Genomic DNA, 18,994 nt, shown 5'->3' on the forward strand with positions numbered 1-18,994 from the left:
ATCAATAATAATATTAATCAAGGGTAGCGTTTCATGAAGAAGGTCATCTGCGCGTTAGGCCTGGCGGTTGCGTCGGTCAGTTCTGCTCTGGCAACCACATATCCTCTGACGATTGAAAACTGTGGCTATAAAGAGACATTCACCAAAGCGCCGGAACGCGTCGTGGCGCTGGGTCAGAATACCGTCGAAATTCTGCTCCTGCTGGGGCTGGAAGATAAGGTGAAGGCCAGCGCCTTCTGGCCGACGAAAGTGCTGCCGCAGCTGGCGGAACAGAACGCAAAAATCAAAACCCTGACGGTCGAAATCCCTACCCTTGAATCCGTGCTTGCGCAAAATCCCGACTTTGTCCCCGCGCAGTCACCGCTGCTGCTGGGGCCAGAAAGCAAGGTCGCAAAACGCGACGATCTGATGACCCTGGGCGTGAACAGCTACGTGTCCCCGGGCATGTGTGCGACCAAAAAAGCCACCGGCGATATGTACGGCAGCCGCCAGAAACTGTGGGATATGACGTATCTCTATCAGGAGATTGAGGATTTCGCCAAAATCTTTAACGTTGAAGACCGCGGTCAGGCCGTGATTGCCGATTTCAAAAAACGTGAGGCCGACTTGCGTAAGGAATTCGGCAAGAACAAAAAAGATCTCTCCTTTGTTTTCTGGTTCTCCAGCTCATCCCCCTCTGCGGACGCCTACGTAGGCGGTAAAAATAGCCCCTCTGGGTTTATCGCCAGCCTGATGGGCGGGCATAACGCCATCACCTCCGAGACCGAATGGCCAACCGTGGGCTGGGAAAGCATTATTGCCGCCAATCCGGATGTGATTGTGGTCTCCAGCCTGGATCGCAACCGCTGGGCGCTGGATAACGCGGAAGAGAAAATCAAATTCCTGAAAAGCGACCCGGCCGTCAGCCAGCTGGACGCGGTGAAAAAAGGCCATATCGTGGTGATGGACGGTCAGGCCATGAACCCGACAATTCGCACGATTTACGGGGCTGAGCAGGTTGGCGAACAGCTCAGAAAACTGGGGCTGCACTGATGACCACCGCTGTCCTTCAGGCCAGGCAGAGCCTGGTTCTGACGACCTCGTGTTTGCTCGCCTTTGTCCTGCTATTTCTGGTTATCGCGCTGAGCGTCAGCGTCGGCGAGCTGTCCATCCCGCTGGATAACGTGTTTTACGCCATTAGCAATAAAATGGGGCTCACCGATGTTCCGCTCACTCGCATCTATGAGAGCGTGATCTGGGACTTCCGCCTGAGCCGCGCGCTGGTGGCGGCCTGCTGCGGCGCAGGTCTGGCCATCTGCGGGGCCGTATTGCAGAGCCTGCTGAAGAACGCGCTGGCGGAACCCTACGTGCTCGGCGTGTCCGCGGGCGCATCGACCGGGGCGGTTTCTGTCGTCGTATTGGGGATCGGCACCGGTGCGGTGTCGCTCTCTGCCGGAGCCTTTGCCGGGGCGTTCGCCGCGTTTGCGTTTGTCGCGTTTCTGACGAACGGGGCGCGCGGCGGGAATGAACGTACGATTCTGGCAGGCGTCGCCGCCTCGCAGCTTTTTAACGCCATTACCGCCTACACCATTAGCACCTCCGCCAGTGCCCAGCAGGCGCGCGACGTGATGTTCTGGCTACTGGGCAGCTTCAGCGGCGTGCGCTGGCCCGAATTCCAGCTGGCGCTGGTCGTGGTGCTGATTGGGTTAGCCGTGTGCCTCTACTATTCCCGGGCGCTGGATGCCTTTACGTTCGGCGATGACGCCGCGGCGTCGCTGGGCATTGCAGTCCCCTGGGTGCGCCTGGCGCTCTTTACCACCACCGCGCTGATTACCGCAACCATCGTCAGCATGGCGGGCTCAATCGGCTTTGTCGGGCTGGTGGTGCCGCACGTCATGCGTTTCCTGTTCGGGCCGCTGCACCGCACGCTGCTGATTGCCAGCGCGCTGGCAGGCGCGATCCTGATGGTGCTGGCAGACATTGCCTCGCGCATGCTGATTGCGCCGCAAAGCCTGCCCGTCGGCGTGGTCACCGCGCTGGTTGGCGTTCCGTTCTTTGCCGTGATTATCTACCGCTCAAGGAATAAGTGATGAGCATCTGCGCTGAAAATATTACCTGGAAGGTCGGCAAAAAAGTCATCGTTAATGACGTCTCGCTGAAGGTTTCCCGGGGCGAAACGGTAGGACTGCTTGGCCCTAACGGCTGCGGTAAATCGTCTCTTTTACGTATCCTCGCGGGGCTGCGTCGCCCGGATGCGGGCTGTGTGACGCTGGACGGCCAGGACATCTCTCGTATTGCCAAAAAGCAGCTGGCCCGCCGGGTCGCCTTCGTGGAGCAGCACGGCATGACTGACGCCAACATGCGCGTGCGCGACGTGGTCAAACTCGGGCGGATTCCGCACCACTCCGCCTTTTCCAACTGGAGCACGCACGATGACGAAACCGTCACCGCCGCTCTGCAGCGCGTGGATATGCTGGATAAAAGCGACCAGGGGTGGCTGAGCCTCTCCGGCGGTGAGCGCCAGCGCGTCCACATTGCCCGCGCGCTGGCCCAGACCCCGACGGAAATCCTGCTGGATGAACCAACAAACCACCTGGACATTCATCATCAGATGCAGCTGATGCAGTTGATCAGCGAATTACCGGTCACCAGCATTGTCGCTATCCACGATCTCAACCACGCCTCGATGTTCTGCGACTCGCTGATTGTGATGCAGAAAGGGCAAATTGTGGCGACGGGGACACCGCAGGACATCCTGTCCGAGTCGTTGCTCTGGGACGTCTTCCGGGTCAAAACCAAAATCGAGATCTCGCCGTTCCATGGCAAAAAACACATTCACTTTATCGTTTAGGGGCGAGTGACCAACGATGCCCCTTCGCCCTGCCACCACGCTCTGGCCGCCCGTTTTACTGGGTAGCCAGTTTGTTTTTAACATCGGCTTTTACGCCGTTGTCCCCTTCCTGGCGATATTCCTGCGCGACGATATGCTGCTCTCCGGCGGGCTGATCGGGCTGATCCTCGGCCTGCGCACGTTCTCTCAGCAGGGGATGTTTATCATCGGCGGCGCGCTCTCGGACCGGTTTGGCGCGAAAATCGTTATCCTGAGCGGGTGCATTATTCGCGTCGCGGGGTATCTGCTGCTGGCGCTTGGAGAATCGCTGTGGCCGATTATTCTGGGCGCGTGCCTGACGGGGGTGGGCGGCGCGCTGTTTTCTCCCTCTATTGAGGCATTGCTGGCGAAAGCGGGCACGCACAGCGAGGCGAAAGGTAAACGAAGCCGGGCGGAGTGGTTCGCGCTGTTTGCGGTCTGCGGGGAACTCGGTGCGGTACTGGGTCCGGTTGCCGGCGCCCTGCTCACCGGCCTGGGCTTTCGCCAGGTGGCGCTGGCGGGCGCTGGCGTCTTTCTCGTTGCGCTGGTGGTTCTCTACTTTTGCCTGCCCGCGTCACGCCACGCCGCGCGGACGCTGAAGCTCGTTCCCTGGTGGACGACGTTCCGCCAGCCCCGCTTTGTCGCCTTTATCATTGCCTATAGCTCGTGGCTTTTAAGCTATAACCAGCTCTATCTGGCGCTGCCGGTAGAGATCCAGCGCGCCGGCGGTAACGAGAAAGATCTCGGCCCGCTTTTTATGCTGGCCTCTGTACTGATTGTTGCTTTACAGCTGCCGCTGGCGCGATTCGCCCGGCGCGTGGGCGCGGTGAGGATCCTGCCGGTGGGCTTTTTATTCCTCTCCGCCGCCTTTGCAAGCGTGGCAATGTTTGCGCCGACGGCACCGCCTGAGGGCTGGCTGCGCCTGCTGCCGTCGGTCTGTTTCGTGACGCTGTTGACGCTGGGACAGATGCTGCTGGTACCCTCAGCTAAGGATCTGGTCCCCCGGTTTGCCGAGGAGTCCACGCTGGGGGCGCACTACGGCGCACTCGCCACCGCCGGAGGCATTGCGGTACTGGCCGGAAATTTGCTGTTTGGCAGCCTTCTGGATCGCGCGCTGGTGCCCTCAACGCAGGCGATGCTCCCCTGGCTGCTCCTGGCCCTCTTCCCGCTCTGCAGCGCGCTGGCCCTTAACGTGATTTGCCGCCCGCTCAGAAGCTGAACCGGTCACTTTTTCGGACGATACTTTTCCGGCAGTTCCGGTACGGGACGACGGTCATCCATCAGATGGCGGACGGTCAGAATGGGGTGACGCCAGAGCATTCGCGGGCCTGCCCAGCGCATAATCTGCTTCATCTCTTTGCGTTTTGCAGGCTGGTAGCAGTGGACCGGACACTGTTTACAGGCGGGCTTTTCCTCCCCGAAAACGCATTTATCCAGACGCTTATCGGCATAGGCATTTAGCGCCTGATAGTGCCCCTCTTCCACAGAGGCCTGAGGACACTGCTTCTGATACAGCGCGATCATTTTCGCGATGGTCTCTTTTTCGCGTGAAATTCGTTTACCGGACATAGCGACTTACCGAACAATAAAGTGCAAAAATAATACACCTTTCAATGCGGGATTTCAGTTATTGCATGTCGTTTTCTGAAGCCTGATTCCAGTTTTAGCCCTGCAAGGCCCAACCATCACTGGTATTTTATACAGGCATCAGTAATGACTTTTATCCGTGTTGTCGGGAGACCCTATGCAAGAACTCGCTATCAACAAACCCTATCGCCATTTAACAGTGGGATATGTCAGAAAGCGCCATGAAGACCGCAATACCAAGATACCGAAGCGCTACAGCGTGCATGCGGCGCTGAGCTTAAAAGGTGACTGGCTTGAAAAGGCAGGGTTTACCACCCACTCCCGGGTGCGAGTGGGTGTGGAGCATGGAAAAATCGTCATTGAGCTCATGTCGGAAGACGCCTCGTAAAGCGGCGACATTTTTCTGCGCCGTACCTTTTTTTCATGCGACAATAGAAGGAACAAACGGCCACTGAGCCGCTCAAAACGGTTTATATTCAAAGAAATGGACATCATAACTCCATGAGCACACTCGACAATTTCGACGCACATACGCCGATGATGCAGCAGTATCTGAAGCTGAAGGCACAGCATCCGGAAATCCTGCTGTTCTATCGTATGGGCGATTTTTACGAGCTGTTTTATGACGATGCCAAACGCGCATCGCAGCTGCTCGACATCTCGCTGACCAAACGTGGCGCATCGGCTGGTGAACCCATTCCAATGGCCGGTATACCCCACCACGCGGTAGAAAACTACCTGGCGAAACTGGTGAATCAGGGTGAGTCTGTCGCCATCTGCGAACAGATCGGCGACCCCGCGACCTCAAAAGGTCCGGTGGAACGCAAGGTCGTGCGCATCGTCACGCCAGGCACCATCAGCGATGAAGCCCTGCTTCAGGAGCGCCAGGATAACCTGCTGGCCGCGCTGTGGCAGGACGGCAAAGGCTTTGGCTACGCGACGCTGGACATCAGCTCCGGGCGTTTTCGTCTGAGTGAACCGGCTGACCGAGAAACAATGGCAGCCGAACTGCAGCGCACCAACCCGGCAGAACTGCTCTACGCCGAAGATTTCGCCGAAATGTCGCTGATTGAAGGCCGTCGCGGGCTGCGCCGCCGTCCGCTGTGGGAATTCGAAATTGATACCGCGCGCCAGCAGCTGAATCTGCAGTTTGGCACACGCGATCTGATTGGCTTTGGCGTTGAAAATGCCCCGCGCGGGCTGTGCGCGGCTGGTTGCCTCCTGCAGTACGTAAAAGATACCCAGCGCACCGCCCTGCCGCATATCCGCTCTATCACCATGGAGCGCCAGCAGGACAGCATCATCATGGATGCCGCCACGCGCCGTAACCTGGAGATCACCCAGAACCTGGCGGGCGGCGTAGAAAATACGCTCGCGTCGGTCCTCGACAGTACGGTCACGCCAATGGGCAGCCGTATGCTGAAACGCTGGCTGCATATGCCGATTCGCGATACCGCTACGCTGGTTTGCCGTCAGCAGACGATTGCCGCCCTGCAGGATCGCTATACCGAGCTGCAGCCGGTCCTGCGTCAGGTGGGCGATCTGGAACGTATCCTGGCCCGTCTGGCGCTGCGCACGGCGCGACCGCGCGATCTGGCGCGGATGCGTCATGCTTTCCAGCAGCTGCCGGAACTGCGTGCGCAGCTGAGCGACGTTGACAGCGCGCCGGTACAGAAACTCCGCGAAACCATGGGCGAATTTACCGAACTCCGCGAGCTGCTTGAACGCGCCATTATTGATGCGCCTCCGGTTCTCGTGCGTGATGGCGGCGTGATTGCCCCTGGCTACAACGAGGAGCTGGACGAATGGCGCGCGCTGGCCGACGGCGCGACGGACTACCTTGATAAGCTGGAAATCCGCGAGCGCGAGCGTCTTGGTCTCGACACCCTGAAGGTGGGGTATAACGCGGTTCACGGTTACTACATTCAAATCAGCCGCGGGCAGAGCCATCTGGCGCCGATTCACTACGTGCGCCGCCAGACGTTGAAAAACGCTGAACGCTACATCATTCCCGAGCTGAAAGAGTACGAGGACAAAGTTCTCACCTCGAAAGGCAAAGCGCTGGCGCTGGAAAAACAGCTCTATGAAGAGCTGTTTGACATGCTGATGCCGCACCTGGCCGACCTGCAGCTGAGCGCCAGCGCGCTGGCGGAACTGGACGTGCTGGTGAACCTGGCCGAACGCGCGGAAACGCTGAACTACACCTGCCCGACCTTTACCGACAAGCCCGGCATTCGCATCACTGAAGGCCGTCACCCGGTGGTCGAGCGGGTGCTGAACGAACCGTTCATCGCCAACCCGCTGAGCCTGTCGCCGCAGCGAAGAATGCTGATCATTACCGGTCCGAACATGGGCGGTAAGAGTACCTATATGCGTCAAACGGCGCTGATTGCGCTGCTCGCCTATATCGGCAGCTACGTCCCGGCGCAAAACGTGGAGATTGGCCCCATCGACCGTATTTTTACCCGCGTCGGGGCTGCGGACGATCTGGCGAGCGGCCGCTCAACCTTCATGGTCGAAATGACTGAAACGGCTAACATTCTGCATAACGCGACGGAGCACAGCCTGGTGCTGATGGACGAAGTCGGACGCGGAACGTCAACCTACGATGGTCTGTCGCTGGCCTGGGCCTGTGCGGAAAGCCTCGCGAATAAAATCAAGGCCATGACGCTGTTCGCCACCCACTACTTCGAGCTGACGCAGTTGCCGGAGAAAATGGAAGGCGTGGCTAACGTCCACCTTGATGCACTGGAGCATGGCGACACCATCGCCTTTATGCACACGGTGCAGGATGGCGCGGCAAGCAAGAGCTATGGTCTGGCCGTTGCGGCGCTGGCCGGTGTACCGAAAGAGGTGATCAAGCGCGCGCGTCAGAAACTGCGTGAGCTGGAAAGCCTGTCACCGAATGCGGCGGCGACGCAGATCGATGGTACGCAGATGTCGCTGCTGGTGCCAGCGGAAGAGACATCGCCTGCAGTGGAAGCGCTGGAGAATCTCGATCCTGATTCCCTGACGCCGCGTCAGGCGCTGGAGTGGATTTATCGGTTGAAGAGTCTGGTTTAGTTCTCTGCGGTCTGTTTTGTCGGGTGGCGGCTTCGCCTTACCCGACCTACAAAACCGTAGGCCCGGTAAGCGCAGCGCCACCGGGCAAAAGGCCGCACAATATTATCGCCCGGTAAGCGCAGCGCCACCGGGCTTTTTTTTAGAGCAGCGGCGGGATTGTCGGCACCTGTGGCGCCTCGTCAATATCCTTCTGCGTCATGCGGAACGCTTCCGGGTAGTGCTCGCGGCTGGTACGACGCAGCGGTTCGGTATCGCGCCAGGTATACAGACAATGCTGGCACTGGTAAACGGTCCAGACCCCTTTCACCGGTGACGTCGCCATCACTTCAATATGCTCATCGGCACAACGTGGACAAATCATCTTTTCCTCCTTATTGGCGTGCAGCCAGCATCGCGGTCAGTTTTTCAGCCCAGGCTTTGGTTTCAGGCAGATCCTGAACCGGCTGGCTATAGTGGCCCCGGGTGTCCGGTGCGACAGGCGTGGTCGCATCAATAATCAGTTTGTCGGTAATGCCCGCCGGGCTGGATCCCGGATCGAGTTCAAGCACCGACATGTTCGGCAGCTGCACCAGATCGCCTGCCGGGTTGACCTTCGATGACAGCGCCCACATCACCTGCGGAAGGTTGAACGGGTCGACATCCTCATCCACCATGATCACCATCTTCACGTATCCCAGGCCGTGCGGCGTGGTCATGGCGCGCAAGCCGACCGCGCGGGCAAAACCGCCGTAACGCTTTTTGGTGGAGATAATCGCCAGCAGGCCGTGGGTGTACATCGCGTTCACCGCCTGCACTTCCGGGAACTCCGCTTTCAGCTGCTGGTAGAGCGGCACGCAGGTGGCTGGCCCCATCAGATAATCAATCTCGGTCCACGGCATGCCGAGATAAAGGGATTCGAAAATCGGTTTGGTGCGGTAAGAAACTTTGTCGATACGCACAACCGTCATGTTACGGCCACCGGAGTAGTGGCCGGTAAACTCGCCGAACGGCCCTTCAATTTCGCGCTTACGGCCTTCAATCACCCCTTCCAGGATCACTTCAGAACCCCACGGCACGTCAAAGCCGGTCAGCGGCGCGGTGGCAATCGGGTACGGGCTTTCACGGAGCGCGCCGGCCATTTCATATTCCGACTGATCGTATTTCAGCGGCGTCGCGCCCATCAGGGTGATGATCGGGTCGTTGCCCAGCGTAATCGCAATCGGCAGGTCTTCGCCGCGCTCTTCCGCTTTGTGCAGATGCAGGGCGATATCGTGCATCGGCACCGGCTGCAGGCCGAGCTTGCGCTTGCCCTTCACTTCCATGCGGTAGATGCCAACGTTCTGCTTGCCGAAGTTATCCGGGTCGAGCGGATCGCGCGAGACAACGCACGCTTTGTCGAGATAAAAACCACCGTCCCCGTCGTTCAGGCGGAACAGCGGCAGGATGTCGAACAGGTTAATGTCTTCACCGTCCACCGTATTCTGCGCCCAGGCCGGGTTGGCGCGGCGCTCTGGCGCAATCGGGAATTTATCCCAGCGGCGAATAAACTCGTCGATCTGCTTTTTCACCGGCGTGTTCGCAGGCAGCCCCATCGAAATAGCGTGATTTTGCCAGGAGCCGATGGTGTTCATCACCACGCGGGCATCGGTAAAGCCGCGAATGTTGTCGAACCACAGCGCGGGTGCGCCGTCACCGATGCGGCCGGTCGCGTTGGCTGCCGCCGCCAGATCCGGCTCGGCGTTTACCTCTTCCTCAATTTTCAGCAGTTGCCCTTGCTCATCGAGCGCCTGCAGGAAGCTTCTCAGATCATCAAATGCCATCTTTATTCTCCTGTGAAAAATGTTTCGCCTCCCGCAACCCGTTCCAGCGACGCGCCTTTTTATGCTCCAGGCCAAACTGGTCGAGCACGCGGGTCACAATATGCTGGGTAATGTCATCGGCGGTTTGCGGGTGGTTGTAGTACGCAGGCATGGGCGGCACCATCGCCACGCCCATGCGGGAGAGCGCCAGCATGTTCTCCAGATGAATGGTGCTGAGCGGCGTTTCACGGGGCACCAGTACCAGCTTACGCCCCTCTTTCAGCACGACATCCGCCGCACGGCCCACCAGCCCTTCGGCATAGCCCGCGCGGATCCCGGCCAGCGTTTTCATGCTGCAGGGAATGACGATCATGCCGTCGGTACGAAACGAGCCGGAGGAGATGGTGGCGGCCTGGTCAGCCGGGCTGTGGACGACGTCAGCCAGGGCAGCAACGTCCTGGGCGGTGTAAGGCGTTTCCAGCTCAATGGTGGTTTTTGCCCACTTCGACATCACCAGATGCGTCTCTACTTCCGGCATTTCCCGCAGCGCCTGCAGCAGCGCCACGCCCAGCGGAGCACCCGTCGCCCCCGTCATTCCCACGATCAATCTCATTCATCACCTCAATCAATTTGTTCGTGTACGAACATTAGAGGTAAACTACTCCCGGATTGTTTTTCTGACAAGATTGTTCGTACACGATCACACAAAATGCTAAAAAATGCCGCATTATCATCCTGGACTTTAGCGGCTATCATAGGGGGTGATTTTTTCTGTCGGAGTGTTCATGGAACTAAGACAAGAGGCGTTCCACCTGTTACGTCAGCTTTTTCAACAGCATACCGCGAAGTGGCAACATGCCCTGCCGGAACTGACCAAGCCGCAGTATGCGGTGATGCGCTCGATTGCCGAGCATCCGGGCATTGAACAGGTGGCATTGACTGAAGTCGCGGTCAGCACGAAAGCGACCCTGGCGGAAATGCTGAGCCGCATGGAGGCGCGCGGGCTGGTCAAACGCGAGCACGACCCTGCGGATAAGCGCCGTCGCTTTGTCTTCCTCACGCCAGAAGGTGAGGCCCTGCTTGCAGACTGTAAGCCGGTAGGCAATGAGGTTGATGAGGCCTTTTTAGGACGCCTTAACAAGGCCGAGCGGGAGCAGTTCTCTGCGCTCATCAAAAAGATGATGCACGATTAACTCACGCTGGTGCGCATAAAATCGATAAAGGTGCGCACTTTTGCGGGCACATGCCGGGCATCAGGATAGACCGCATAGATCCCCTGCCGCGCAAAGGTATACTCCGGTAAAATCGTCACCAGCGTTCCCGCATCAAGCGAATCGCGCACCAGCCATTCCGGCAGTAACGCCACCCCACCGCCTGCGAGCGCAAAAGCCATAAGGGCCTGAGCGCTGTCGGCAAACAAACGCGGCGCCTTTTTTATCTCCAGCATGTCAGGCGCACCGCGGGCATCTTTCACCTGCCAGCGCAGCGGCGAGGCTAAGCGCTCGTGGATAATCCAGTCGGCCTGCGCCAGCTGCGCAAGCGATTCGATCGGGTTTCTCGCAAGCCACTCGGGCGTCGCGACGGGGAGAATAGAAAAGTGAGAAATCAGTGCGGCGTGGTTGCGCGAATCAACAAGCGTCCCCAGCCGGATGGCCACGTCAAAGCGCTCCGAGATAAGGTCTGCGTGCAGTGACGACGAAACATGTCGGACGCGAAGATCCGTGTGCTGCTGGCTAAACCTGGCCAGCAGCGGCACCACGACCCGGGCGCCATATTCAGGCGTGGTCGTGATCCGCAGTTCGCCGGTGAGCCCCGCATGGTTCGCGCGGACATCATCCTGCAGCCGTTCGGCCTCCTTCAGAAGCGCCACGCTGCGCTGATGAAAAAGCACGCCCGCCTCGGTTAGCGTCAGGCGGCGGGTGGAGCGCAGCAGCAGCGTAACGCCCAGCTCATCTTCAAGCTGGCGGATATTGAAGCTGACGACCGCTTTTGTCAGCCCCATCGCCTCGGCGGCCGCCGTAAAACTGCCGGTGTCGGCCACTGCGACAAACATCTGCGTCCGCTGTAGGTTAATCATCATCACGCCCTTTACTGTCAAAATATTTTTGACAGTATATCGCGCTTTGTCAGGTTTATCCGTGATGCCCGAGCCGATACGATACGCCACCTCACCGGAGGATCCACCATGACGTATCGCAGCCAAGTTGCCGTTGTCTATCTGCTGGGCTTTTTTCTTGATTTGATCAACATGTTTATTGCCAGCGTCGCCTTTCCGGCGATGGCTCACGCCTTTAACGCCACGCCTTCTGCCCTTGCCTGGGTCAGTAACGGCTACATTGCCGGCCTGACGCTGGCGATCCCGTTCAGCAGCCTGCTCTCGCGCCGCATCGGACCAAAGCGCGTCATCCTGCTTTCGCTTTTTCTGTTCAGCGCAGCCTCCGCAGCGGCGGGCCTGTCTGCAACGCTGGAAAGTCTGATCGCCTGGCGAGTGCTTCAGGGCGTGGGAGGAGGCTTACTGATCCCCGTTGGACAGGCGCTGACCTGGCAACAGTATAAGCCTCACGAGCGTGCCAGACTCTCCTCGGCGGTGATGCTGGTCGCGCTGCTTGCCCCGGCCTGCTCCCCGGCTATCGGGGGACTGCTGGTACAGACGCTAAGCTGGCGATGGATCTTTTTCGCCACGCTACCGGTCGCTATCGTGACCTTTGTTCTGGCCTGCCTGTGGCTTAAACACGAAATGCCTGCGATGAACGCGGCCAGACTGCTAAACCTGTCATTGCTCGCGGACCCGCTTTTGCGTTTTTCCATGCTTGTCTATATCTGCGTTCCTGGCGTATTTATTGGGGTGAACGTCACGGGCATGTTTTATCTTCAGAACGTGGCGAACATGAGCCCAGCCGCTACGGGCATGCTCATGCTGCCGTGGTCTGTGGCATCGTTTATCGCCATCACGGCAACGGGACGTTATTTTAACCGTATCGGCCCCCGCCCCCTGATCGTCATCGGCTGCCTGTTGCAGGCGACGGGCATTCTGCTTTTGATTGACGTCAGTTCGGCTACGCTGTTGCCTGCCGTCGCGTTTGCCCTGATGGGCGCCGGGGGAAGCCTGTGCAGCAGCACGGCTCAGAGCAGCGCGTTTCTGACAACGCGCCGGGACGAGATGCCGGATGCCAGCGCGCTGTGGAATCTCAATCGTCAATTGAGCTTTTTTGCCGGTGCCCTGCTGCTGGCGCAGGTGCTGAACCTGGCGCAGGCGTGGCTGACGCCACACGCCGCCTGGCACGGGATGTTTATTTTTGCCGCAGGCATGACCTTGCTGCCTGTACCGTACGTTTTTCGTCTTAACAATACGCAGGTGCTAAACCCGCTGCGACAGGAGAATTCATGACGCCTTTCGAACACGACATTATCGACCTCCACATTGCGCTTGAAGCATGGTTAGGCAAAGGTGAAGGCGAGGCCGACGCGCTGCTCGCCCGTTTCCAGCGCGATTTTCTGATGATCCCGCCGGGCGGTGTGCAGGTCGACTATAACGGCCTGGCCAGTTTTCTGGAAAAACAGCGCGGAAGCCGTCCCGGGCTGAAAATCGTCATTGACGAATTAACCACGATCCAGAGCGGCGAACGGGGTGCAGTGCTTCACTACCGGGAGACGCAAACCCGGCCAGACCTGCCCGTTAACGTGCGCTGGTCAACCGCGGTGCTTAATCAGGAAGGTGACAAAATAACCTGGCGTCTGCTGCACGAGACGGCGACGCAGCCGTAACACAAAAGAAAAAGGCCCGTCTCACGACGGGCCTTTTTTGACGAAAGGTTGCTTATTCGCGGAACAGCGCTTCGATATTCAGACCTTGCCCCTGCAGGATTTCACGCAGGCGACGCAGACCTTCAACCTGAATCTGACGAACACGTTCACGGGTCAGGCCAATTTCGCGGCCGACGTCTTCCAGTGTCGCAGCTTCATACCCCAGTAAACCGAAACGACGCGCCAGCACTTCACGCTGTTTGGCGTTCAGTTCGAACAGCCATTTGACGATGCTCTGTTTCATGTCATCGTCCTGCGTGGTGTCTTCCGGACCGTTGTCTTTTTCATCGGCCAGGATGTCCAGCAGCGCTTTTTCGGAGTCGCCACCCAGTGGGGTGTCAACCGAGGTAATGCGCTCGTTGAGACGCAGCATACGGCTTACGTCATCAACCGGTTTATCGAGTTGTTCGGCAATTTCTTCTGCGCTTGGCTCGTGGTCCAGCTTATGGGACAACTCGCGCGCGGTACGCAGATACACGTTCAACTCTTTGACGATGTGAATCGGCAGGCGAATCGTACGGGTCTGGTTCATAATAGCCCGTTCGATGGTCTGACGAATCCACCAGGTCGCGTAGGTTGAGAAACGGAACCCGCGTTCCGGGTCAAACTTCTCAACTGCGCGGATGAGACCTAAGTTGCCCTCTTCAATCAGATCCAGCAGAGCCAGACCACGATTGCCGTAACGGCGGGCAATTTTCACGACCAGTCGCAGGTTACTTTCAATCATGCGACGACGCGAGGCCACATCACCACGCAAAGCACGACGTGCGAAATAGACTTCTTCTTCGGCCGTTAGCAGTGGGGAGTAACCAATCTCCCCAAGGTAAAGCTGAGTCGCGTCCAGTACACGCTGTGTGGCGCCCTGCGATAACAGCTCTTCTTCAGCCAAATCGTTATCACTGGGTTCCTCTTCTACTAAGGCTTTTTCGTCAAAAGCCTCTACTCCGTTCTCATCAAATTCCGCGTCTTCATTTAAATCATGAACTTTCAGCGTATTCTGACTCATAAGGTGGCTCCTACCCGTGATCCCTGAACGAGACACCCTGGCTGGCATGCCCCGTCAAATTATCGCTGCGGCAAGTACTGCAGCGGGTTTACGGATTTCCCCTTGTAACGAATTTCAAAATGCAAGCGTGTAGAACTGGTTCCGGTGCTACCCATGGTAGCGATTTTTTGCCCCGCCTTAACTTCTTGTTGTTCCCGGACCAGCATTGTGTCGTTATGGGCGTAGGCACTCAGGTAATCATCGTTGTGTTTGATGATGATAAGATTACCGTAACCGCGCAGAGCGTTACCGGCATACACAACGCGTCCATCTGCGGTCGCGATGATAGCCTGTCCTTTACTCCCTGCGATATCGATCCCTTTATTTCCCCCTTCGGAAGAAGAGAAGTTCTCGATAACCTTGCCGTCAGTCGGCCAGCGCCATGCAGAAATCGGCGAACTGGAGGTCATACTGCTGGCAGTCGGTTCAGTAGAGCTAACCACAGGTGCCGTAACCGGTGCTGTGACAGCAGTCGCAGTCCCTTTATTATTCGGCAACATTTTGTTAGCAGTCTGATCACCTGAATCCTCAGAATACGTAATTACAGGTTGTGAAGCAACCACCGTGGTGGATTTTTGTGCAGGCTTAACGCTGTTATTTTGAGCCGTCACATCGGCCGCTGAAACCGTGTTGCCAGGCGTAAGCGGCGTACCCGTCGCGTTGCCCACCTGGAGCGTTTGCCCGACTTCCAGACCATATGGGGCCTGGACGTTGTTGCGCTGCGCGAGGTCACGGAAATCGTTCCCGGTGATCCACGCAATGTAGAACAGCGTATCGCCGCGTTTCACGGTATAGGTGCTGCCACCGGTGTAGCTGCCTTTCGGAATGTTCCCATACTGGCGGTTATAGACTATGCGGCCGTTTTGGGTCTGAACAGGCTGTTCAACTGGCTGAACCTGCATTGGCTGTGTAACAGGATGTTGCACAGGCTGGATTTGTGGTGTTTGCTGCGGCGCAGCTGTTCCCATTTTAGGTGGCGGCGTGATTAACATTCCGCTGGACGTGTTACCGGAGCCGCTGTTTCCGCCGACGGAACTGACGGGCGCAGGTGCGTTGTTAGAACTTGTACAGCCTGCCAGCCAGAGCGAAACCAGTGATAATGCCGCAACACGGCTGATGGTGAATTTAGGGCTTCCCGCGCTCATTTATCCCCCAGGAATGTGTTAACTACCAGTGACTTAAAATTTACCGTGATGGCACGAATCTTTCGCGCCACACCATACGCTGAATTTGCCTTAATAACCCTGGATAATTCCGAGTCTCAGGCCAACTCCCCCTTCACCAGAGGCACAAAGCGCACGGCTTCCACGGTGTCGATAATAAACTCGCCGCCGCGCCGACGAACGCGCTTCAACAGCTGCTGCTCGTCCCCGACAGGCAGAACCAGAATGCCCCCCTCATCCAGCTGCGACAACAGGGCAGCTGGAATTTCTGGCGGGGCCGCCGTCACGATGATCGCGTCAAACGGGGCGCGAGCCTTCCAACCCTGCCATCCATCACCGTGTCGTGTCGAAACATTATGTAAATCAAGTTGTTTCAGGCGACGACGCGCCTGCCACTGTAAACCTTTGATCCGCTCCACGGAGCATACGTGATGAACGAGATGCGCCAGGATCGCGGTCTGATACCCCGACCCGGTGCCAATCTCCAGCACGCGGGAATCGGGCGTCAGCTCCAGCAGCTCCGTCATGCGAGCCACCATGTAAGGCTGCGAAATCGTCTGGCCCTGCCCGATGGGCAGCGCCACGTTTTCCCACGCTTTGTGTTCAAACGCCTCGTCTACAAATTTCTCACGCGGAACCAGGGCGAGCGCTTCGAGCACGTGCTCGTCGCGGATCCCCTGCGCGCGTAGTTGTTCCAGAAGAGTTTGTACACGTTTGTTTACCATTGCGCGTTCACTCCTGCGCGATCCAGCCAGCCCGACACCACATCATGCGCGCTATACGCGGTTAAATCTACGTGCAGCGGGGTAACCGAAACATAGCCTTCCTCCACGGCGGCAAAGTCGGTATCCGGACCCGCATCACACTTATCGCCAGGAGGGCCGATCCAGTAAAGCGTGTTGCCGCGCGGATCCTGCTGCGGGATCACCTTATCGGCAGGATGTCGACTCCCGCAACGGGTGACGCGGATGCCTTTAATTTCATCGAGAGGAAGATCCGGCACGTTGATGTTGAGGATGCGCCCGGTACGCAACGGCTCGCGGCCGAGCGCCCGCAGGATCGAACAGGTCACCGCGGCGGCCGTGTCGTAGTGCGTGTAGCCGTTCAACGAGACCGCCAGCGCCGGGAATCCCAGATGGCGGCCTTCCATTGCGGCCGCCACGGTGCCGGAGTAAATCACGTCATCGCCGAGGTTAGGCCCGGCGTTAATGCCGGAGACGACGATATCCGGACGCGGCCGCATCAGCGCGTTCACGCCCAGAAAAACACAGTCGGTTGGCGTACCCATCTGTACGGCAATATCGCCATTTTCAAAGGTAAAGGTGCGAAGCGACGACTCCAGCGTCAGCGAGTTAGACGCTCCACTGCGGTTACGATCGGGCGCCACAACCTGCACATCCGCAAACTCACGGAGGTGTTTCGCCAGGGTCTGAATGCCTGGCGCGTGGATCCCGTCATCGTTACTCAGCAATATTCGCATAATCACCCGAGGTGTTGAGAAGTTCCCTGACAACACTGGTGGCAAAGCTGCCTGCCGGCAGCCAGAAGCGTAACTCGACGGTCACGTCATCCCACCAGTTCCAGCTTAACTGCTGCGGATAGAGCAGCATCGCGCGGCGTGCCGCGTCGACTTTTTCCCGCACCAGCAAGGACTGCAATTCTGGCGCATCCGCCACGGCTGACTGCTCGGCGGCCAGCGCGTCGCCCTGTGTTCCCCAGTCGCCCGTACCGGGCAACGCGGCGGTGATCAGCAGCCCTTTTGCGTCCACGCGCGACTGGACATCGGCCATCTCTTCGGCCGTTGCCACAAACCAGCTTCCGCGTCCCGCTAATTGTAGCGCATCGCCAACAACAACTTGATTCGCGTCCGGTTTTTTCAGCCTTTCGCTCACAATCTGATTAAACAACGCACTGCGGGCCGCCGACAACCAAAAACTGCGTTTATTCCTGTCACGCACCGGCGCGTCGCTTTGCGCCCAGCGCAGTGCGCCCTGCAGGTTGCTGCCGCCGATGCCAAAGCGCTGCGCGCCAAAGTAGTTCGGTACGCCGCGGTCGCTGATGGCATTCAGGCGTTTTTCAACGTCTTCACGGTCAGTCACGTCGCGCAGCACCAGCGTAAACGCGTTGCCTTTTAACGCGCCCAGACGCAGTTTGCGCTTGTGGCGGGCATATTCCAGTACCTTACAGCCCTCAAGCTCAAATTTGCTTAAATCAGGCATCGCATTGCCGGGAACGCGCGCGCAGAGCCACTGTTCCGTGACGGCGTGTTTATCTTTCTGCCCGGCAAAGCTCACCTCGCGGGCATGAATTTTGAGGAATTTTGCCAGCGCGTCGGCCACAAAGCGGGTATTGCAGCCATTTTTCAGAATACGCACCAGGATATGTTCGCCTTCGCCATCCGGCTCAAAGCCCAGATCCTCCACCACGAGGAAATCTTCCGGGCTGGCTTTTAGCACCCCGTTCCCCTGCGGCTTACCGTGCAGGTATGTCAGGTTGTCGAAGTCTGTCATTTGCTCGCCTTCACCAGTAGCGCCACGGCTTCACAGGCAATGCCTTCGCCGCGACCGGTAAAGCCCAGCTTCTCGGTCGTCGTCGCTTTCACGTTCACGTCGTCCATGTGGCAGCCCAGATCTTCTGCAATAAATACGCGCATCTGCGGAATGTGCGGCAGCATTTTTGGGGCCTGAGCGATAATCGTCACGTCGACGTTGCCAAGGGTGTAGCCTTTCGCCTGGATGCGGCGCCACGCTTCGCGCAGCAGTTCACGGCTGTCCGCCCCTTTAAACGCCGGATCGGTGTCCGGGAACAGCTTGCCGATATCACCCAGTGCGGCCGCGCCCAGCAGCGCGTCGGTCAGCGCATGCAGCGCCACGTCGCCATCAGAATGCGCCAGCAGCCCTTTTTCATAAGGAATGCGCACGCCGCCAATGATAATTGGGCCTTCGCCGCCAAAGGCGTGTACATCAAAACCGTGTCCAATTCGCATTATGCCTTCTCCTGATGGGTCGAACGGGTAAGATAAAATTCCGCGAGCTGTAAATCTTCCGGACGCGTCACTTTAATATTATCAGCACGTCCTTCAACAAGCTCAGGGTGGAAACCGCAGTACTCCAGCGCAGAGGCTTCGTCCGTGATGGTCGCACCTTCGTTAAGCGCGCGCGTTAAGCAGTCGTGGAGCAGTTCGCGGGGGAAAAATTGCGGCGTCAGCGCGTGCCAGAGATCGACGCGATCGACGGTGTGGGCGATAGCCCGTTTGCCCGGCTCGGCACGCTTCATGGTGTCGCGCACGGGGGCGGCCAGAATGCCACCCACTTTGCTGGTTTCGCTCAATGCCAGCAGGCGAGCGAGATCGTCCTGATGCAGGCACGGACGCGCCGCGTCATGGACCAGCACCCACGGCGCATTACCGGCCGCCTGAATGCCTGCCAGCACGGAATCGGCGCGCTCGGCACCGCCATCGACAACGGTAATCTGTGGATGATTTGCCAGCGGGAGCTGCGCGAAGCGCGCATCGCCGGGGCTGATGGCGATGACCACGTGCGTCACCCGCGGGTGCGCCAGCAGCGCCGCCACGGCGTGCTCGAGGATCGTTTTATCGCCAATAGAGAGGTATTGCTTGGGACATTCTGTCTGCATGCGCCGGCCAAAACCTGCGGCCGGCACCACGGCGCATACGTCCGAAAAAGTTACTGCCATGTCGTAATCC

Annotated in this window: 21 protein-coding genes; 9 read left to right on the forward strand and 12 right to left on the reverse strand. The window is 58.3% G+C overall.

The features are described from left to right. Positions 1-33 precede the first annotated feature (33 nt). The 4 genes from FHC48_RS06110 to FHC48_RS06125 are packed head-to-tail and all read left to right on the forward strand — an operon-like array spanning position 34 to position 4,067. Positions 34-1,032 (forward strand): ABC transporter substrate-binding protein, encoded by a 999-nt coding sequence (locus tag FHC48_RS06110; protein WP_023294434.1) that lies wholly within the window; start codon positions 34-36, stop codon positions 1,030-1,032. Continuing rightward, complete coding sequence (locus FHC48_RS06115; RefSeq protein WP_008499587.1) at positions 1,032-2,069, forward strand: iron ABC transporter permease; 1,038 nt, start codon at positions 1,032-1,034, stop codon at positions 2,067-2,069. Before FHC48_RS06110 ends, FHC48_RS06115 begins: the two co-directional genes overlap by 1 nt. Continuing rightward, positions 2,069-2,830 carry an ABC transporter ATP-binding protein gene (locus FHC48_RS06120; RefSeq protein ID WP_008499588.1) on the forward strand — a complete coding sequence of 254 codons (762 nt, stop codon included), beginning with the start codon at positions 2,069-2,071 and terminating at the stop codon, positions 2,828-2,830. The genes FHC48_RS06115 and FHC48_RS06120 overlap by 1 nt, the downstream gene beginning before the upstream one ends. A 16-nt stretch (positions 2,831-2,846) precedes the next feature. Then, positions 2,847-4,067: an MFS transporter gene (locus tag FHC48_RS06125; RefSeq protein WP_059362204.1), complete on the forward strand. Its 1,221-nt coding sequence runs from the start codon at positions 2,847-2,849 to the stop codon at positions 4,065-4,067. Between the two features lie 5 nt (positions 4,068-4,072). On the opposite strand, the gene FHC48_RS06130 is transcribed toward FHC48_RS06125, so the two are convergent. Further along, positions 4,073-4,417, reverse strand: a complete 345-nt coding sequence (locus FHC48_RS06130) for a nitrous oxide-stimulated promoter family protein (RefSeq protein ID WP_059362201.1) — start codon at positions 4,415-4,417, stop codon at positions 4,073-4,075. Positions 4,418-4,592: 175 nt separating this feature from the next. Between FHC48_RS06130 and FHC48_RS06135 the strand changes: the two genes are divergently transcribed. Both FHC48_RS06135 and mutS read left to right on the forward strand, forming a co-directional pair. After that, positions 4,593-4,823 (forward strand): SymE family type I addiction module toxin, encoded by a 231-nt coding sequence (locus tag FHC48_RS06135; protein WP_059362198.1) that lies wholly within the window; start codon positions 4,593-4,595, stop codon positions 4,821-4,823. Positions 4,824-4,936: 113 nt separating this feature from the next. Further along, positions 4,937-7,498, forward strand: coding sequence for a DNA mismatch repair protein MutS (mutS, locus tag FHC48_RS06140; RefSeq protein ID WP_063453178.1), 2,562 nt, complete (start codon positions 4,937-4,939; stop codon positions 7,496-7,498). Positions 7,499-7,637: 139 nt separating this feature from the next. On the opposite strand, the gene FHC48_RS06145 is transcribed toward mutS, so the two are convergent. From FHC48_RS06145 to FHC48_RS06155, 3 genes are read right to left on the reverse strand one after another with little or no spacing between them, the layout of a single operon-like run. Next, a complete protein-coding gene (locus tag FHC48_RS06145; protein ID WP_003862116.1) occupies positions 7,638-7,859 on the reverse strand; it encodes a non-oxidative hydroxyarylic acid decarboxylases subunit D in 222 nt (73 codons plus the stop codon). 10 nt (positions 7,860-7,869) lie between these two features. Next, on the reverse strand, positions 7,870-9,297 hold the full coding sequence (locus tag FHC48_RS06150) for a non-oxidative hydroxyarylic acid decarboxylases subunit C (RefSeq protein ID WP_008499594.1): 1,428 nt from the start codon (positions 9,295-9,297) through the stop codon (positions 7,870-7,872). Continuing rightward, the gene (locus tag FHC48_RS06155) at positions 9,287-9,889 is read right to left on the reverse strand and encodes a non-oxidative hydroxyarylic acid decarboxylases subunit B (protein WP_008499595.1); all 603 of its coding nucleotides are present in this window, start codon (positions 9,887-9,889) and stop codon (positions 9,287-9,289) included. The genes FHC48_RS06150 and FHC48_RS06155 overlap by 11 nt, the downstream gene beginning before the upstream one ends. Positions 9,890-10,061: 172 nt before the next feature. On the opposite strand from FHC48_RS06155, the gene FHC48_RS06160 reads away from it, so the two are divergent. Beyond that, positions 10,062-10,469, forward strand: coding sequence for a MarR family winged helix-turn-helix transcriptional regulator (locus FHC48_RS06160; protein ID WP_008499596.1), 408 nt, complete (start codon positions 10,062-10,064; stop codon positions 10,467-10,469). On the opposite strand, the gene FHC48_RS06165 is transcribed toward FHC48_RS06160, so the two are convergent. Beyond that, positions 10,466-11,353: a LysR family transcriptional regulator gene (locus FHC48_RS06165; protein ID WP_032664263.1), complete on the reverse strand. Its 888-nt coding sequence runs from the start codon at positions 11,351-11,353 to the stop codon at positions 10,466-10,468. The genes FHC48_RS06160 and FHC48_RS06165 overlap by 4 nt on opposite strands. A gap of 108 nt (positions 11,354-11,461) precedes the next feature. Here FHC48_RS06165 and FHC48_RS06170 point away from each other — a divergent pair, with 108 nt between their 5' ends. Both FHC48_RS06170 and FHC48_RS06175 read left to right on the forward strand, forming a co-directional pair. Beyond that, positions 11,462-12,664: an MFS transporter gene (locus FHC48_RS06170; RefSeq protein WP_032653179.1), complete on the forward strand. Its 1,203-nt coding sequence runs from the start codon at positions 11,462-11,464 to the stop codon at positions 12,662-12,664. Continuing rightward, a complete protein-coding gene (locus tag FHC48_RS06175; RefSeq protein ID WP_021241912.1) occupies positions 12,661-13,041 on the forward strand; it encodes a DUF4440 domain-containing protein in 381 nt (126 codons plus the stop codon). The genes FHC48_RS06170 and FHC48_RS06175 overlap by 4 nt, the downstream gene beginning before the upstream one ends. Positions 13,042-13,093: 52 nt before the next feature. Here FHC48_RS06175 and rpoS read toward each other — a convergent pair whose 3' ends face one another. The 7 genes from rpoS to ispD form a co-directional block, all read right to left on the reverse strand. Beyond that, complete coding sequence (gene rpoS / locus FHC48_RS06180; RefSeq protein ID WP_008499600.1) at positions 13,094-14,086, reverse strand: RNA polymerase sigma factor RpoS; 993 nt, start codon at positions 14,084-14,086, stop codon at positions 13,094-13,096. 59 nt (positions 14,087-14,145) lie between these two features. Continuing rightward, positions 14,146-15,270 (reverse strand): murein hydrolase activator NlpD, encoded by a 1,125-nt coding sequence (gene nlpD / locus FHC48_RS06185; RefSeq protein ID WP_008499601.1) that lies wholly within the window; start codon positions 15,268-15,270, stop codon positions 14,146-14,148. 116 nt (positions 15,271-15,386) lie between these two features. Next, on the reverse strand, positions 15,387-16,013 hold the full coding sequence (locus FHC48_RS06190; RefSeq protein ID WP_008499604.1) for a protein-L-isoaspartate(D-aspartate) O-methyltransferase: 627 nt from the start codon (positions 16,011-16,013) through the stop codon (positions 15,387-15,389). Further along, on the reverse strand, positions 16,007-16,768 hold the full coding sequence (gene surE / locus FHC48_RS06195; protein WP_059362373.1) for a 5'/3'-nucleotidase SurE: 762 nt from the start codon (positions 16,766-16,768) through the stop codon (positions 16,007-16,009). Before surE ends, FHC48_RS06190 begins: the two co-directional genes overlap by 7 nt. Then, the gene (gene truD / locus FHC48_RS06200) at positions 16,749-17,798 is read right to left on the reverse strand and encodes a tRNA pseudouridine(13) synthase TruD (RefSeq protein ID WP_059362377.1); all 1,050 of its coding nucleotides are present in this window, start codon (positions 17,796-17,798) and stop codon (positions 16,749-16,751) included. The genes surE and truD overlap by 20 nt, the downstream gene beginning before the upstream one ends. Further along, positions 17,795-18,274 carry a 2-C-methyl-D-erythritol 2,4-cyclodiphosphate synthase gene (gene ispF / locus FHC48_RS06205; protein WP_008499607.1) on the reverse strand — a complete coding sequence of 160 codons (480 nt, stop codon included), beginning with the start codon at positions 18,272-18,274 and terminating at the stop codon, positions 17,795-17,797. The genes truD and ispF overlap by 4 nt, the downstream gene beginning before the upstream one ends. Continuing rightward, positions 18,274-18,984, reverse strand: a complete 711-nt coding sequence (gene ispD / locus FHC48_RS06210; RefSeq protein ID WP_059362380.1) for a 2-C-methyl-D-erythritol 4-phosphate cytidylyltransferase — start codon at positions 18,982-18,984, stop codon at positions 18,274-18,276. The genes ispF and ispD overlap by 1 nt, the downstream gene beginning before the upstream one ends. Positions 18,985-18,994: the final 10 nt, after the last annotated feature.

Source organism: Enterobacter sp. EC_50, assembly GCF_019584525.1.
Taxonomy (GTDB): domain Bacteria; phylum Pseudomonadota; class Gammaproteobacteria; order Enterobacterales; family Enterobacteriaceae; genus Enterobacter; species Enterobacter roggenkampii.

What these genes read in the sequence shown, in the direction of transcription:
- FHC48_RS06110 (WP_023294434.1), top strand. Translation starts at nt 34, where the DNA reads ATGAAGAAGGTCATCTGCGCGTTAGGCCTGGCGGTTGCGTCGGTCAGT.
- FHC48_RS06115 (WP_008499587.1), top strand. Translation starts at nt 1,032, where the DNA reads ATGACCACCGCTGTCCTTCAGGCCAGGCAGAGCCTGGTTCTGACGACC.
- FHC48_RS06120 (WP_008499588.1), top strand. Translation starts at nt 2,069, where the DNA reads ATGAGCATCTGCGCTGAAAATATTACCTGGAAGGTCGGCAAAAAAGTC.
- FHC48_RS06125 (WP_059362204.1), top strand. Translation starts at nt 2,847, where the DNA reads ATGCCCCTTCGCCCTGCCACCACGCTCTGGCCGCCCGTTTTACTGGGT.
- FHC48_RS06130 (WP_059362201.1), bottom strand. Translation starts at nt 4,417, where the DNA reads ATGTCCGGTAAACGAATTTCACGCGAAAAAGAGACCATCGCGAAAATG.
- FHC48_RS06135 (WP_059362198.1), top strand. Translation starts at nt 4,593, where the DNA reads ATGCAAGAACTCGCTATCAACAAACCCTATCGCCATTTAACAGTGGGA.
- mutS (WP_063453178.1), top strand. Translation starts at nt 4,937, where the DNA reads ATGAGCACACTCGACAATTTCGACGCACATACGCCGATGATGCAGCAG.
- FHC48_RS06145 (WP_003862116.1), bottom strand. Translation starts at nt 7,859, where the DNA reads ATGATTTGTCCACGTTGTGCCGATGAGCATATTGAAGTGATGGCGACG.
- FHC48_RS06150 (WP_008499594.1), bottom strand. Translation starts at nt 9,297, where the DNA reads ATGGCATTTGATGATCTGAGAAGCTTCCTGCAGGCGCTCGATGAGCAA.
- FHC48_RS06155 (WP_008499595.1), bottom strand. Translation starts at nt 9,889, where the DNA reads ATGAGATTGATCGTGGGAATGACGGGGGCGACGGGTGCTCCGCTGGGC.
- FHC48_RS06160 (WP_008499596.1), top strand. Translation starts at nt 10,062, where the DNA reads ATGGAACTAAGACAAGAGGCGTTCCACCTGTTACGTCAGCTTTTTCAA.
- FHC48_RS06165 (WP_032664263.1), bottom strand. Translation starts at nt 11,353, where the DNA reads ATGATTAACCTACAGCGGACGCAGATGTTTGTCGCAGTGGCCGACACC.
- FHC48_RS06170 (WP_032653179.1), top strand. Translation starts at nt 11,462, where the DNA reads ATGACGTATCGCAGCCAAGTTGCCGTTGTCTATCTGCTGGGCTTTTTT.
- FHC48_RS06175 (WP_021241912.1), top strand. Translation starts at nt 12,661, where the DNA reads ATGACGCCTTTCGAACACGACATTATCGACCTCCACATTGCGCTTGAA.
- rpoS (WP_008499600.1), bottom strand. Translation starts at nt 14,086, where the DNA reads ATGAGTCAGAATACGCTGAAAGTTCATGATTTAAATGAAGACGCGGAA.
- nlpD (WP_008499601.1), bottom strand. Translation starts at nt 15,270, where the DNA reads ATGAGCGCGGGAAGCCCTAAATTCACCATCAGCCGTGTTGCGGCATTA.
- FHC48_RS06190 (WP_008499604.1), bottom strand. Translation starts at nt 16,013, where the DNA reads ATGGTAAACAAACGTGTACAAACTCTTCTGGAACAACTACGCGCGCAG.
- surE (WP_059362373.1), bottom strand. Translation starts at nt 16,768, where the DNA reads ATGCGAATATTGCTGAGTAACGATGACGGGATCCACGCGCCAGGCATT.
- truD (WP_059362377.1), bottom strand. Translation starts at nt 17,798, where the DNA reads ATGACAGACTTCGACAACCTGACATACCTGCACGGTAAGCCGCAGGGG.
- ispF (WP_008499607.1), bottom strand. Translation starts at nt 18,274, where the DNA reads ATGCGAATTGGACACGGTTTTGATGTACACGCCTTTGGCGGCGAAGGC.
- ispD (WP_059362380.1), bottom strand. Translation starts at nt 18,984, where the DNA reads ATGGCAGTAACTTTTTCGGACGTATGCGCCGTGGTGCCGGCCGCAGGT.